At 49.9% G+C, this 13,941-nt stretch carries 14 protein-coding genes and 1 tRNA gene; 10 read left to right on the top strand and 5 right to left on the bottom strand.

Annotated features, from left to right (window positions below):
• Window positions 1-110 precede the first annotated feature (110 nt).
• The 3 genes from NE473_RS28350 to NE473_RS28360 all read left to right on the top strand — a co-directional run bounded on the left by NE473_RS28350 (window position 111) and on the right by NE473_RS28360 (window position 4,508).
• Window positions 111-1,355, top strand: coding sequence for a cation:proton antiporter (locus NE473_RS28350; protein ID WP_022033736.1), 1,245 nt, complete (start codon window positions 111-113; stop codon window positions 1,353-1,355).
• Window positions 1,356-1,575: 220 nt separating this feature from the next.
• The gene (locus NE473_RS28355) at window positions 1,576-4,077 is read left to right on the top strand and encodes a glycoside hydrolase family 31 protein (RefSeq protein WP_055652266.1); all 2,502 of its coding nucleotides are present in this window, start codon (window positions 1,576-1,578) and stop codon (window positions 4,075-4,077) included.
• 101 nt (window positions 4,078-4,178) lie between these two features.
• A complete protein-coding gene (locus tag NE473_RS28360) occupies window positions 4,179-4,508 on the top strand; it encodes a TIGR04076 family protein (RefSeq protein ID WP_006772469.1) in 330 nt (109 codons plus the stop codon).
• A 102-nt stretch (window positions 4,509-4,610) separates the two neighbouring features.
• Here the strand turns inward: NE473_RS28360 and NE473_RS28365 are convergent, their stop codons facing one another.
• The 3 genes from NE473_RS28365 to NE473_RS28375 are packed head-to-tail and all read right to left on the bottom strand — an operon-like array spanning window position 4,611 to window position 6,526.
• Window positions 4,611-5,366, bottom strand: a complete 756-nt coding sequence (locus tag NE473_RS28365) for an EFR1 family ferrodoxin (RefSeq protein ID WP_022033733.1) — start codon at window positions 5,364-5,366, stop codon at window positions 4,611-4,613.
• Between the two features lie 30 nt (window positions 5,367-5,396).
• Entirely contained in the window at window positions 5,397-5,741 is a 345-nt protein-coding gene (locus tag NE473_RS28370) for an ArsR/SmtB family transcription factor (protein ID WP_055652265.1), read from the bottom strand.
• Window positions 5,742-5,752: 11 nt separating this feature from the next.
• Window positions 5,753-6,526: a nitroreductase family protein gene (locus tag NE473_RS28375; RefSeq protein WP_055652264.1), complete on the bottom strand. Its 774-nt coding sequence runs from the start codon at window positions 6,524-6,526 to the stop codon at window positions 5,753-5,755.
• 243 nt (window positions 6,527-6,769) lie between these two features.
• Here NE473_RS28375 and NE473_RS28380 point away from each other — a divergent pair, with 243 nt between their 5' ends.
• Both NE473_RS28380 and trxB read left to right on the top strand, forming a co-directional pair.
• Window positions 6,770-7,096: a thioredoxin family protein gene (locus tag NE473_RS28380; protein WP_006772464.1), complete on the top strand. Its 327-nt coding sequence runs from the start codon at window positions 6,770-6,772 to the stop codon at window positions 7,094-7,096.
• 61 nt (window positions 7,097-7,157) lie between these two features.
• Window positions 7,158-8,075 (top strand): thioredoxin-disulfide reductase, encoded by a 918-nt coding sequence (gene trxB / locus NE473_RS28385; RefSeq protein ID WP_055652263.1) that lies wholly within the window; start codon window positions 7,158-7,160, stop codon window positions 8,073-8,075.
• 58 nt (window positions 8,076-8,133) lie between these two features.
• Here trxB and NE473_RS28390 read toward each other — a convergent pair.
• Window positions 8,134-8,221 (bottom strand) — tRNA-Ser (locus tag NE473_RS28390).
• Between the two features lie 258 nt (window positions 8,222-8,479).
• Here NE473_RS28390 and NE473_RS28395 point away from each other — a divergent pair.
• Window positions 8,480-8,701 (top strand): HPr family phosphocarrier protein, encoded by a 222-nt coding sequence (locus tag NE473_RS28395; protein WP_006772462.1) that lies wholly within the window; start codon window positions 8,480-8,482, stop codon window positions 8,699-8,701.
• A 131-nt stretch (window positions 8,702-8,832) separates the two neighbouring features.
• Here NE473_RS28395 and NE473_RS28400 read toward each other — a convergent pair whose 3' ends face one another.
• Entirely contained in the window at window positions 8,833-9,852 is a 1,020-nt protein-coding gene (locus tag NE473_RS28400; RefSeq protein WP_055652262.1) for a hypothetical protein, read from the bottom strand.
• A gap of 194 nt (window positions 9,853-10,046) precedes the next feature.
• Between NE473_RS28400 and NE473_RS28405 the strand changes: the two genes are divergently transcribed.
• The 4 genes from NE473_RS28405 to NE473_RS28420 all read left to right on the top strand — a co-directional run bounded on the left by NE473_RS28405 (window position 10,047) and on the right by NE473_RS28420 (window position 13,733).
• The gene (locus tag NE473_RS28405) at window positions 10,047-11,621 is read left to right on the top strand and encodes a ClC family H(+)/Cl(-) exchange transporter (RefSeq protein WP_055652261.1); all 1,575 of its coding nucleotides are present in this window, start codon (window positions 10,047-10,049) and stop codon (window positions 11,619-11,621) included.
• A 251-nt stretch (window positions 11,622-11,872) separates the two neighbouring features.
• Entirely contained in the window at window positions 11,873-12,325 is a 453-nt protein-coding gene (locus tag NE473_RS28410; RefSeq protein ID WP_055652260.1) for a PTS sugar transporter subunit IIA, read from the top strand.
• A gap of 4 nt (window positions 12,326-12,329) precedes the next feature.
• On the top strand, window positions 12,330-13,397 hold the full coding sequence (locus NE473_RS28415; protein ID WP_006772457.1) for a PTS fructose transporter subunit EIIC: 1,068 nt from the start codon (window positions 12,330-12,332) through the stop codon (window positions 13,395-13,397).
• Window positions 13,398-13,424: 27 nt separating this feature from the next.
• Entirely contained in the window at window positions 13,425-13,733 is a 309-nt protein-coding gene (locus tag NE473_RS28420) for a PTS fructose-like transporter subunit IIB (protein ID WP_022033729.1), read from the top strand.
• The last annotated feature ends 208 nt before the right edge of the window (window positions 13,734-13,941 follow it).

Below are 13,941 nucleotides of genomic sequence, written 5' to 3' on the forward strand. Positions count from 1 at the left end.
TACAGTAGATACCATAATTTGCTATTATATATAAGACTGCTATAATTGTACCATAGAAAGGGAAAAAAACATATAGTATCAACAAAAATGGGGAAAAAGGGGATGTTTTTATGGAACTTTTATACAGTCAAATGGATGAATCAACAGCAGTACTCTGCTCGCTGTCTATCATACTGTTCGCGGGGTTTATCGTTACGAGGATTACAAAACGGCTGAGGCTGCCGAATGTCAGCGGTTATATTATCGCGGGGGTTTTGATCGGGCCCTGCTGTCTGAAGATGGTGCCCTCCGATATTCTGGGGCATATGGGATTTATGAGCGATATTGCTCTGGCATTTATTGCCTTTGGCGTCGGAAAATTCTTTAAGAAAGAAATCATTAAGGAAGCGGGGATCAGGATCATTGTCATTACGATCTTTGAAGCGCTGGCAGCCGGAATTCTGGTGACGATCAGCATGAGAATGATATTTGGCATGTCATGGAACTTCGCTCTGATTTTAGGAGCCATTGCCACGGCTACCGCTCCGGCCAGCACGATGATGACGATTCACCAGTATCATGCGAGAGGTGATTTTGTCAATGTGCTTCTTCAGGTAGTAGCGCTGGATGACGTCGTATGCCTTTTAACCTTCAGTGCCGTTGTTGCGGTGGTCAATGCGAGAACGAGCGGCCATATCTCATTTACGGATGTGATGGTTCCCATCTTCTGGAACCTGATGGCTCTGGCACTGGGATTTCTGTGCGGAATTGTGCTGTCTAAGCTTCTGACACCGGCCAGGAGCAAGGATAACCGCCTGATTCTGGCGGTGGCGATGCTGCTGGGAATATCAGGTATCTGCGCCTTCTTCCAGCTGTCGCCCCTTCTGTCCTGCATGGTATTCGGTGCAACGTATATGAATGTGACAAATGATAAGAAGCTGTTTAAGCAGGTCAATCATTTTACACCGCCGGTAATGTCCATGTTCTTTATCATTTCCGGGATGAACTTAAATGTGACGGCGCTCAGGACTGCGGGGATCATCGGAGTCAGCTATTTCCTGATTCGGATTATTGGAAAATATGCGGGAGCTTATATCGGCTGCTCCATCACGGGGATGCCGGTGGTCATGAAACGGTATATCGGCCTTGCGCTGATTCCGCAGGCCGGCGTTGCGATCGGGCTTGCATTCCTGGGGCAGAGAATGCTTCCGGCGGATATCGGGAGTCTGCTGCTGACCATCATTCTGTCTTCCTCCGTGCTCTATGAGCTGATCGGACCGGCATGTGCAAAGATGTCCTTCTTCCTGTCGGGAACGATTAAGCGGGAAGTTATCAAGTCTGTGGAAGATTATCAGCCTGCTCACGCAGTGAAGTAACCATAAGTTAAAATAAAAACGGGAGAACTCCAATGCGGAGGTCTCCCGTTTTTATGGCAGAAAATACGCAAAGTTTTGATATAAATCATGCAGGATTCGACTGGTTTTCGCGTGGTATTATCTGTATGATGGACTCAGAATACCTGTGGGACAGGGGAACGGGGGCCGTGGCTTCGGTTCTCTGTGAACGGAGAAACACGGGAGACAGGAGAAAAAAAGGATGAAGGTATGTACGAGGGCGGAAGAAGTAAAAAAACTGGAGGACACCATTTCGATCACGACGAATTGTGTGGAAATACGTCTGCTGTTTTTGACAGACTCTATTGTGAGAATCCGGGCCGGGTTCGACGGTACATTTGCGGAAGAGTCTTACAGTCTTGTGATGACGGCGTGGGACGACCGGATGGACGGATTGATGAACCGCTTCCGGAGACGGGTTCGTCCGGCGGAGACGGTATTCACGGATGGAGAGAAGGAGGCGGTCATAGAGGGAAGGAAACTCCGGGTGGTGGTGGAAAAAGAACCGTTCCGGATCTGTATTTATGATAAGGAAGGAACGCTTATCCATGCCGATATCGTGGAACTGGGGTATCAGGAGGATTCCAACCACAGAAGAATTCACACCAGCGAAATCTCACCGGACGACTGCTTTTACGGATTTGGCGAGAAGAGCGGGGAGTGGAACAAGGCGCAGAGACAGTTATGTATGAGTCCGAAGGACGCCATGGGCTATAATCCGAAGGAGACGGATTCCCTGTATAAGCACATTCCATTCTATGTGAAACTGAATCGAAGGACCAAAAAGGCCTCCGGCTATTTCTATCATAATCCGGCGGAGTGTGATTTTGACATGGGACGGGAGAAGAGTAATTACTGGAAAATGCACAGCCGGTACCGCGCCGATGCCGGGGATATTGATCTGTTCTTTATCGAAGGCCCGGCCATACGGCAGGTGGTGGAGCGGTATACGGACCTGACGGGAAAGTCGGTCATGCTTCCGAGAACCGCTCTGGGCTATCTGGGGTCCTCCATGTACTATCCGGAACTGCCGGAAAATTGTGACGACGCGATTCTTGAGTTTATTGATACCACAAAAGAGGAGGATATACCGGCCGATGGATTCCAGCTCTCCTCCGGTTATACCTCACAGGAGACGGCGGAGGGCTTGAAACGGTGCGTATTTACCTGGAATAAAAAACGTTTTAAGGATCCGGTGCGCTTTTTTGCGGAGATGAAAAAGCGGGGGATTACCGTGTCCCCCAATGTAAAGCCGGGAGTCCTGCTTTCCCATCCGGATCTGGAGGAGATGAAGGCAAAGGATATTTTCGTGAAGGACAGCGTGAAGGACGAGGCCGGAGTCGGGACGTGGTGGGGCGGAAAAGGAGTGTTCGTAGATTTTACGAAGCCGCAGGCGCGCGCGGAGTGGAAGGAAATGCTGAAGAGAGCGGTGCTTGAGATGGGAACCAGTTCTGTCTGGAACGACAACTGTGAGTACGACAGTCTGGTGGATAAGGACTGCCGCTGTGATTTTGAAGGAAAAGGGACTTCGATCGGTTATATCAAGGCGGTCATGTCCAACCTGATGTGCCACGTGACCGCAGAGGCGGTGGAAGAGACGTTTGAGAATATCAGGCCGTTTATCGTGTGCCGCTCCGGCCATGCAGGAATTCAGCGCTATGCCCAGACCTGGGCGGGGGACAATTTGACGTGCTGGGATTCCTTAAAATATAATATCGCAACCATTCTGGGCATGAGCCTGTCCGGAGTGGCGAATCAGGGGTGCGATATCTGCGGCTTTTACGGCCCTTCTCCGGAGGCGGAGCTGATGGTGCGCTGGGTGCAGAACGGCATATTCCAGCCAAGGTTTTCGGTCCATTCGGTCAATACGGACAATACCGTGACGGAGCCGTGGATGTACGGAGGTTATACCGATCTGATCCGAAAAGCCGTGAAACTGCGTTACCGTATGATTCCCTATCTCTACTCACTGATGGAGCGGGCTCATGAGACCGGGCTTCCGATCATGGAGCCCATGTGCAGTGCTTTCCAGCAGGATACGGCTTGTTACGAGGAAGGCGTGGACTTTATGCTGGGCGATTCCCTTCTGGTGGCCAACGTGGTGGAGAAGGGGGCTGAGGTTCGGAGCGTCTATCTGCCGGAAGGAGAACGCTTCTACGATTTCTATACGAGGGAAGCGTACGAAGGCGGGCAGACCATCGAAATTCCGGTTACGATCGAGAGCATCCCACTGTTTATCCGGGGCGGCGCGGTCATACCGATGGCGGAAAACCAGCTGAATAATCTGGCGTCTGAGACAGTCACCGGTATTTCCCTTTTATGCTCGGCAGACAGAGACTGTGAGTTTACGCTGTACGAGGATGACGGTATTTCAAAGGATTATGAACACGGTCAGTATTTGAAGACTCGGATTACGGTGACAGGCGGTGTGCGGACGACGATCTCCTTCCGAAATGAAGGGCTTTATGAGACCCTGGTGGAAACCATGTCCGTGGATTTAATCCATCGTGAAAAGGCGCCTTACTGGATTTCCCTGGATGGGGAACGGCTTCCCCATTATCTGCATCGAAGAAAATTCGAGGAGGCGGAAGCGGGATGGTATTACAGCCAGACGAAAAAATCTGTGCAGATAAAATACAGGAATCCCAGGAAGGATTACGACGTGGTGATATCATTTGAGGAGTTTGATATGATTGGGATGTAGAAATAAATACGGTTATCTGATATCATTGACAGAAGAAACTGAGTGGATGGCATAAGAAGCCGGGAGAGTGTACAGTCACTGCGGCCAGGAGGAAACAAACGATGAAAAAGGTAAGAATAACGGTACTCCGAAAGGAATTCTATTCTGATTTTGCCGACGAATACTTAACAGACGGCAGGGAGGCAGGTCCCTGCGCCCTGATGAATGTAGGCGACAGCTTTATTTTCGAGGGAGGCGCCCAGATGCCGGAGGGACTCTGTCCGTGGGCATGGATTGATATTTATCACAGCGTCAGCTGTGTAGCGGCCGGTGGGACCTATAAGCCGTGGAACAGAGAAGATGGACAGACCATTGTCTGCTGCACGGATGGGATACGCCCCGTTGTATTTCGGGTCGAAGCGTTTGGGGAAGAGGACGAATCAATGGAGTAAGAGAAAAGAGTCCTTGTGTGTCCTGAATGGAATTAAGAAAAGACGGCGGCAGGAAGGGTTCTGCCGCCGTCTTTTAAGGAAAAGGAGTTTCGGATTGCCCTTTTAATGATCTGTTTTAGGGCAGACATACCTCGGTTTCCCCTTACTGTGTTTTCCGTATTCAATTGCTTCCGTTGGACAATGGCAGATGCAGGCCATGCAGTGGGTACAGTTCTTTCCCCATACGGGTTTCCTGTTTTCCATACGTATGTTGTTCAGCGGACAGATTTTGGCGCACTTTCCACAGGAGATGCAGGTGTCGGCAGCATAGAATTTTTTTGCATGAACAAATACGGGATAAAAGAGATTATTTACAATTCCGCTGTTCATTCTGTCCTGGAATGTGACTGCGGGCCGAGAAAATGCCTTGCCGTTTTTGATCGTAAGGATCGCTTCGTTTATCGTCTGTTCCGCCCGTTGAATGATCTCCAGTGATTCCTTCTGTGCCGGCACGTCAAACATTGCAATATAGTTTTCCGGCATGACAACCGCGGTGCAGCCCATGTAATTCAGCTTTTTGGCGGAGCACAGCTTTTCTGAACAGCTGCCGGCATTCCCAATGCTTCCGCCGCAGGTCATTACAAAATAGATATCCCTGTTTCCGGCAAGAGCTGTCTTCATCAGCCATTCCTGTATGATGCGGGGGATTCTCCACGCATAGGTTGGGGTGACAATAATCCATGGACGGTCTGAGTGCATTTTTGTAAAATCGCGGCTGCGGATTTTCTCAAATAAACAGACCACCTCATCGTCCAGCTCCCTGCCGATTCTCTTCGCGGCATATTCGCTGTTTCCTGTTCCTGAAAAGTATAAGATCATAGTTTTAGGCCTCCTGTTATAGGTTTATCATCACGAACTGATATGGCGTACACTTTCATAAATAAGTGTGATTAAGTCCGCAATCTCTTTCCACTGTGTTTCATCCACACTCAGATAATAATAATTTTTAGTGCCCTCTTTCCTCATTGCAACGATACCGGCCTCTTTCAGGATCTGCAGATGATGGGAGACGGAGGGCCTTGTCAGATGCGTTTTTTCTGCGATTTCTCCTACACGGATGCCTGAGAAATCACTTTCCAGGAGCACGAGCAGAATTAACTGTCTCGTCTCATCGCCAATGGCGGAAAAAGCATTCCGGCATTCCCGGAATCCGTATACAATTTTTTGCAGCCTCTCTTCACAATCGTTTGCCATTTCAAAGCCCTCTATAAATAGATAACGTCTAATTGTCTGCGCGGTACGGAGCGGAGAAATTTCACATCCGGATAACCAAGCACAAGGGTTGCGGCTACCCGTTTGCCTTTTGGAACGCGCAGTGCTTTCCTGATTTTATGCGATATATTGGCCGTCGTGGTAAAAAATCCGCTGAATAACACACCCAGGCCATTCGCTTCCGCCGCAAATTCCATATTCTGTGCCGCCAGAATCCCATTTGTTTTCTCTTTCGCCAGGATGACGATGACGACTGGTGCATGGAAGAAGAAAAAATGGTCGTCGATTTTCGTGTTCCTGGCCATGGGCCAGAATAAATCAGCCAGTGGCTTTATTATTTTAAACAGTTTGACCGCCATGGATTCAATCCGCGTTATTTCTTTTTTCAGAACGACAAAGGATACATCCTGCATATTTTTTGCCGTATGGGTCAATCGGCCTGCTTCCAGGATCTGCCCGATCACTTCGGCCGGAACGTCTTTCCGCTGAAAACGGCGGATACTTCTCCGGAAACGAATAACGTCTAAGACATCAGACGGATTCAGACGGACCTTTTCTTTTTTTTCAATCTGTTCCGTATCGTAACCGCTGATGGTGACTGCATTTTTAGGGCAGACTGCAGTACAGTGCCCGCACATGACACAATCGTTCATCCGTATTTTTGCTCTTTTATTGCCGATTATGATGTTATGTGCGGCGCAGGCCTTAGCACATATACCGCAGCCAACACACTTGTCCGGATCGATGATTACTTGATGTTTCACCATAGTTCTGACTCCTTTCGTTAAAGTTCATTAACCATTATAGCGAACCGGAGGAAGTAATACAACATTGGTAAAGAAACTCGTTACCGATCACTCTGGAGTTGTTCTGCTGACGGCCTTTTCAGTTCCAATTAAAATTTTTTCTAAAAACCCCTTGACAGTTCATACTGTAACTAATATAATTACAGTATGAACTGTATCTGAGAAAATAACAGTATTTACGGCAGAGAGAAAGGAGTAATCAATATGGATATCATGACAATTAATAAAGATAATTTTGACAAAGAGGTACTGCAGGCGGAAAAACCGGTGGTTCTGGACTTCTGGGCGCCATGGTGCGGTTACTGCCGCAGACTCGGTCCGGTGGTGGACCGTCTGGCTGCACAGTATGAGGGAAAACTTCTGGTGGGTAAGGTTGACATCGATGAGAGTCCGGAATTAGAGGAGAAGCATGAGATTGAGACGATTCCGACATTGATCGTATATCAGGGCGGCAGGGCAAGCGAGCCTCTGATCAATCCGGGTTCCATGACAGAGATTGAGGACTGGCTGAAAGAAAACGGCGCTGTGTAGAGAAAAATGCTCCAAGAATCTTGTGCAGAAGCAATCAGTGCTTACAAAAGGAGAATGCGATATGAACGAAAAACAATATGATGTTGTCATCATCGGCGGCGGTCCCGGCGGCTACAGTGCGGCGCTTTACTGCGCAAGAAGCGGAATGTCAGTCCTGGTGCTGGAAAAGCTGTCGCCGGGCGGACAGATGGCGACCACCGGCCAGGTAGATAATTACCCCGGATTTGAAGACGGAATCGATGGCTTTGAGCTGGGAGAAAAGATGAAAAAGGGCGCCGACCGCTTCGGAGCAGAGACGGCGTTCGACGAAGTAATCAGTGCCGAGCTCCAGTCAGAGCCGAAGAAGATTACCACCACAGGCGGCGAACTTCTTGCGAAGACGGTGGTGATCGCTACCGGCGCTTCACCGAGAGAACTGGGACTTCCGGAAGAGAAGAAGCTGCGGGGACGCGGAGTGGCATACTGCGCAGTCTGCGACGGGATGCGGTATAAGGACAAGACCGTCGTGGTATCCGGCGGCGGCAACAGTGCGGCAGAGGATGCATTATTCCTGTCCAAGATCTGTAAAAAAGTATATCTGGTCCACCGGAGAGATGCACTGCGCGCTTCCATGGTATACCAGAATGCGCTGAAGGACAGCCCGGTCGAGTTTTTGTGGAACAGCCGCATTGAGGAGATTCTGCATGAGAAGAAGGTGACGGGAGTGCGCCTCACTGACGTGAAAACAGGGGAAGAGAGCGTGGTTTCCTGCGACGGAGTGTTTGTGGCGATAGGAAGAGTGCCTGACACCGCCGTATTTGAAGGACAGGTAGAGCGAAATGAACAGGGATATATCGTCGCAGATGAGACGACAAAGACGAACGTACCGGGAGTATTTGCCGTGGGGGATGTGAGAACAAAACCCTTAAGACAGATCGTGACGGCCGCGTCAGACGGGGCTGTGGCGTCGAAATTTATTGAGGAATATTTACAGAAATAAAAGAAAAGAACACCGGCAGTCAGATCATTCTTCCCTGCTGGTGTTCTTTTTTATATAGCGGAGACGGTGGGATTCGAACCCACGTGCCGGTTACCCGACAACCGCATTTCGAGTGCGGCTCGTTACAACCACTTCGATACGTCTCCATCGTATTCTGCTTCACAGGCCATAGTTGCCTGCCTGAACCCGAACTTCTATATTATACACGATAAATTACTTTTTGTGTAGTCCTTTCGCGTAAAAAAATGAAAGAATTTCTCGAATTTTTATGTATGGAACCGCCATATCCGGGAAAGATTAGAAAAGAACTTAAAATATTACAACATTTCGCATAAATATCATATGTTATTTTGCCGAAATAAGGAGTAAAATGATATCATCAAACAGAGAGGGAGGTGCTCCAGATGAAAAACATGTTCTATACATTTTCAACCGTGGAAGAAATGGTTGCATTCGTAAACAAAGCGGAAACCTGTGATTTTGATGTCGATATCTGTTACAATCATCTTGTAATCGATGGAAAATCACTGATGGGCGTTATGAATGTGGGCCTTGGCAAAACAGTGGAAATTGTATGTCACAGTACGGCATTTTCCCCGGAATCGTTAATCGGAAAAGCGGCATAATCGAAAAGGCGGGAATGAGCCCGGAAAACGCAGTAACAGACAGGTCTGGTGTGCGCAGAATAAGACCCGGTTTTATCTTTTTGAATCCCTGAGAACTATCATGAGGGAAAGAAAGTTAAAACCGGGCTTTTTTATTTGGCCTTGACGGCGCCGCTGCTGTCCGTTTCGTATCCGTCCGGAGTCTCCGCGTTCTTCAGCATGACTCCGTCTTCATCACAGTAATACCACGTTCCCTGCCACGGAATCCATCCGCTCTTCCGGTAGCCGGAATGATCGAAATAGTACCATTCGCCGCTGATATAGTCCCAGCCATCCGTCGTCCACGTTCCGTCCGGATGTTCAAACCACCATCCCGTGTCGTCGGATTTCCACTCGCCAGCGGCTCTGGCAGGGGAGGAGACGGTTCCGGGGCCATATGTATTCTTTAGACTGCTTTCGAGAGCGGCGGCCTCGGAAGCGGTTATCTCCCAGGTATCAGAAGAGATCCATTCGCTCCGGTTTAAGGCGTTGTCGACGAAGCGTACAGTAAAGCGGTAGCTGCCTTTTCCCGATATTTTATCGGATAACCGGCTGTAGTTGGTATAGGTGGTTGCCGCAGCGCCCACCGGCTGGCCGTCTTTAAAAAGCTGTACCTGGTAGTACCGGGCGTTGCTGTCGTCGTCCCAGAGGGCGGTAAAGGAACCTTTATCCCAGGAAAGGCCGGAGAGAAGGACCGGCGCATCCGGATCAGAGAGCGCACTCAAACGGACGGTCACATGGAGGACGGACTGGGAATCCAGGAATTCCGCCCGGTCGAATACGGCGCCGGCTCCGGTTAAACGGAACGCGTCTGCTTTGTCAGAAGGAAAATAGAAGCCGCTTTCCGCACGCAGGGAAATCAGGATCTCCGGTGTTGTTCCGGCCTCCCACACCGTGTCAGGCGGATTGGTAATCGCTGTGTTGACGATCCGGCAGTGTGCAGCCCGGCTGGGATCATCGACGGTGACATATACTTCCCCGCCAGTTTTCCCTGCTTCGATGGAGGAGGAAAAACTGAGCGGAATCTGATCGACTTTTTTTCGTTCTCCGGCATGAGCCGGAAGGGGGAGACAGAAGGAGAGAAGGCACGCAGTCATAAGCAGCCTGGTCCACCGATGGTTAAACTGTTTCATAATTCTCACCACTTTCTTTTTTCATATCCACTATCATAATACTTTTTTTGAGGGAATATGTGGCCAAATTGTGAACAATTTCCTTGCTATCTGTTGGTCACAGCGTTATAATCAGATACTGGCAACAGAACAATTCATATAGTTTTAACGAAAGGATTCGAATGTTAAAAGAGAATAAAGAGGGGGAACGTAAAATGCGGTCGGAAGGGAATACGGTTACCAATACCATTAACCGTTACCGGAGTTTTCGTTATGCACTGATCCTGGAGGGAGTCGCCGTAGGCGCCATCGCAGGCGTTGTGGTAGTGGCATTCCGCTATTTGCTGGGATATGCGGAGATACTCCTGCACAATATTTTAAATTATGGAAGGACCCATGTCTGGTTTGTTCCGGTGTGGTTCTTAATCCTGGCTGCGGCTGCCGTGATTGTGACACTGCTTCTAAAATGGGACTCGCTGATCTCGGGCAGCGGGATTCCCCAGGTGGAAGGTGAAATAATGGGCGAGATCGATGAGTGCTGGTGGCGGGTTCTGACCGCAAAGCTGGCAGGCGGTTTAATCGGCCTGGGCTGCGGTCTGTCCCTCGGACGGGAGGGCCCGAGTATCCAGCTTGGCGCCATGGCGGCGAAAGGGTTTTCACGCCTTACGAAGCGTGTGAAGACAGAGGAGAAGCTTCTCATGACCTGCGGCGCCACGGCCGGATTATCGGCGGCGTTTAATGCGCCGATCGCGGGAGTTTTATTTTCTCTGGAGGAGATTCATAAGCACTTTTCTCCGGAGATTCTGCTGTCCTCCATGGCGGCTTCGATTACATCGGACTTTGTTTCCAGAAATGTATTTGGCCTGAAACCGGTCTTTACATTTAACATTACTCATATGATGCCGCTGAGCACTTACGCTCATGTGCTGATTCTGGGTGTGATCATCGGGCTGATGGGGGTGGTCTACAACACCTGTCTCTCGAAATCCCAGGACTTGTATCAGAAGATTCCGGGACAGATGCTCCGGCTGCTGATCCCGTTTATGATGGCCGGAGTGTTCGGATTCCTCTATCCGTCCGTTCTGGGAGGCGGCCATTCTCTGGTGGAGGTGCTTTCCTCCGGGGAAATGGTGATCGGCTCCATGTGTCTGCTGTTTGTGGTAAAATTTGTATTTTCCATGGTGAGCTTCGGCTCCGGAGCACCAGGCGGCATTTTCCTGCCCCTTCTCGTGATGGGAGCCGTGATCGGCGGCATCTACTTCAATGCGGTGGGAATGGTGAGCGGTTCGTTGGACGGGCTTTTAGGCAACTTTATCATCCTGGGGATGGCAGGCTACTTCTCAGCCATTGTCCGTGCTCCGATTACCGGAATTATCTTAATCAGTGAGATGACGGGCTCCTTCTCTCATCTGCTTACGCTGTCCATGGTGTCCCTGGCCGCGTATCTGGTGCCTGATATCATGCGGTGCGCGCCGGTTTACGACCAGCTTCTTCACCGCCTGCTGGCAAAGCAGAACCCGGAGAAGAAAGCGGTTCTGACCGGAGAAAAAGTGCTGGTGGAAGGCATGATCTTCCACGGGAGCGCGGCAGAAGGGATGAAGGTATCGGAGATCGCGTGGCCGAAAACGTGCCTCGTCGTTTCCCTGATGAGAGGCGAGGCGGAATTCGTGCCGAGAGGCGATACGAAGCTGCTTGCCGGAGACAAGATCGTCGTGCTCTGCGATGAGACGGCGGAGGGACAGCTGCACCGGACGCTGCAGGAGTTTTGTGAGACGGTGAAAATGCAGTAATGACAGGCAACTATATGAAATGACAGTGATCGCTTAAGCGGGAGAATTCCAGTATCCCGCTTAAGCATTTTTTTTGACGAAAACAGGGTTACAGCCCCCTTCAAATTTTTGTAAATTTTTTTTGCAAATGTTCTATCTTTTCTTTTTTTCCCAACAGGATTATCATAAGGCATGTAAGGAACAAACAAATTCTTCCAGGCCTGGAACAAAGGAATTTTTAATAACCGGCAGCAGCCGGCAGGAGGTTTGCAATGAGTAAATTAATTAGTAAGAACTGTATCGTATTTGACATTGACGCAGCGGAAAAGAAGGACGTCATCAGCGCGCTGGTTAAGGAACTGGACGCGGCAGGTAAGATAACGGATCAGAACGAGTTTTTCGAGGATGTGCTGGCGAGGGAGGCCATCGCACCGACCTATGTGGGATTCGACATGGGACTTCCGCATGGAAAGGCCGATCACGTTCTGGAGGCAAGCGTTGCATTTGCAAGGACAGTAAGACCGGTGGTATGGAACGAAGAGACAGGCGAGACGGCCGACTTAATCATTCTGATTGCCGTTCCGCTTTCCGAAGCGGGAGATACCCATATGAAGATTCTTGCCAATCTCTCAAGGCAGCTGATGCATGAGGAATTCAGAGAGTCTTTGAGAAACAGCACAAAGAACCAGGTGTTTGATATCTTAACGGAAGTTTTGGAGGGGTAGGGAAATGAAAGAGCAGATTAAGATTTTAAAGAAACACATACTGACGGGTACTTCTCACATGATCCCGTTCATCGTAGCGGGCGGTATCCTGTTTTCCATCTCCGTTATGCTGAATCCGGCCGGTGCGGCTACACCGACGGAGGGCTGGCTTGCCGGTCTGGCAGAGATCGGCCTCGGCGGCCTGACCCTGTTCGTTCCGGTTCTGGGCGGTTACATCGCGTATTCGATCGCGGATAAACCCGGCCTGGCACCCGGTATGATCGGCGCATATCTGGCAAATTCCATGGGCGCCGGCTTCCTGGGCGGCATGGCGGCAGGCTTAATCGCCGGTGTTGTGGTAAAACAGTTAAAGAAGATTAAGCTTCCGATTTCTTTAAAGACCCTGGGTTCCATTTTCATTTACCCGCTGGTCGGCACCTTTATTACGGGCGGCATTATCGTCTGGGGAATTGGTACACCAATCGCATTTATCATGCAGTCCTTAACTGCCTGGCTTTCCGGCCTGGGCGATGTGGGCAGAGTCCCGCTGGCAACAATCCTCGGCGCCATGACGGCATTTGACATGGGCGGCCCGATCAACAAAGTGGCAACCTTATTTGCACAGACACAGGTCGATACGCTTCCTTATCTGATGGGCGGCGTGGGCGTTGCAATCTGTACTCCTCCGATCGGTATGGGTATCGCTACCTTACTGGCTCCGAAGAAATACAATGCGGAAGAAAAAGAAGCAGGCAAGGCGGCTATTCTGATGGGCTGTGTGGGAATTACAGAGGGCGCCATTCCATTTGCAGCCAATGACCCGCTGCGCGTTATCCCGTCTCTGATCGTGGGAGCCGTAGTCGGCAACATTATTCCTTTCTTAACCGGTGTGTTAAACCATGCGCCATGGGGCGGACTGATCGTACTCCCGGTTGTAGAGGGCAGAATCTGGTATATCATTTCCGTGTTAGCCGGTGGATTTGTGACGGCAATTATGGTAAACTTATTAAAGAAGAACAATACGGACGATATGGCGTCCAAAGCGGCAGTGGAGGACGACGGACTCGACGAGATCACATTTGACGAATTATAATCAGAAGGTATAAAGGAGGAAATTATCATGAAGGTAGTAGGAATTACATCCTGTCCATCAGGCGTAGCACATACATATATGGCGGCGGAGGCATTAAAGCTGTCCGGACAGAAGCTGGGAATCGACGTAATCATTGAAACACAGGGCGGAGCCGGCGTAGAAAATCAGTTAAAGCAGAAGGATATCGACGAGGCGGCCTGTGTAGTTCTGGTCAATGACGTGGCATTAGAAGGGCTGGACCGTTTCAAAGGGAAAAAAGTGCTGAAGATGGGTGTCTCCGATTTAATCAAGAAATCAGATGCTGTCATGAAAAAGATTCAGGACACATTCCAGTAAGAAGTGTTTGCAGGGGAGCAGAATATAGATAACACGGGTAACAGGACAAAGAGGAGATGGGGAGTATCTCCTCTTGTTCTGTTGGTGCGCCCGGCGGCGCACGTTTCTAACCGGTGCAAGTCCGGAATCCGCCCGGTGGTGGGAAGGATATAGCCGAAGGCAAGGGTGTCCACCGTGAGGTGGAATCTGAAGGAAGCTGGATATGGGG

This window comes from Hungatella sp. SL.1.14, assembly GCF_024460495.1.
Taxonomy (GTDB): Bacteria; Bacillota; Clostridia; order Lachnospirales; family Lachnospiraceae; genus Hungatella; species Hungatella hathewayi.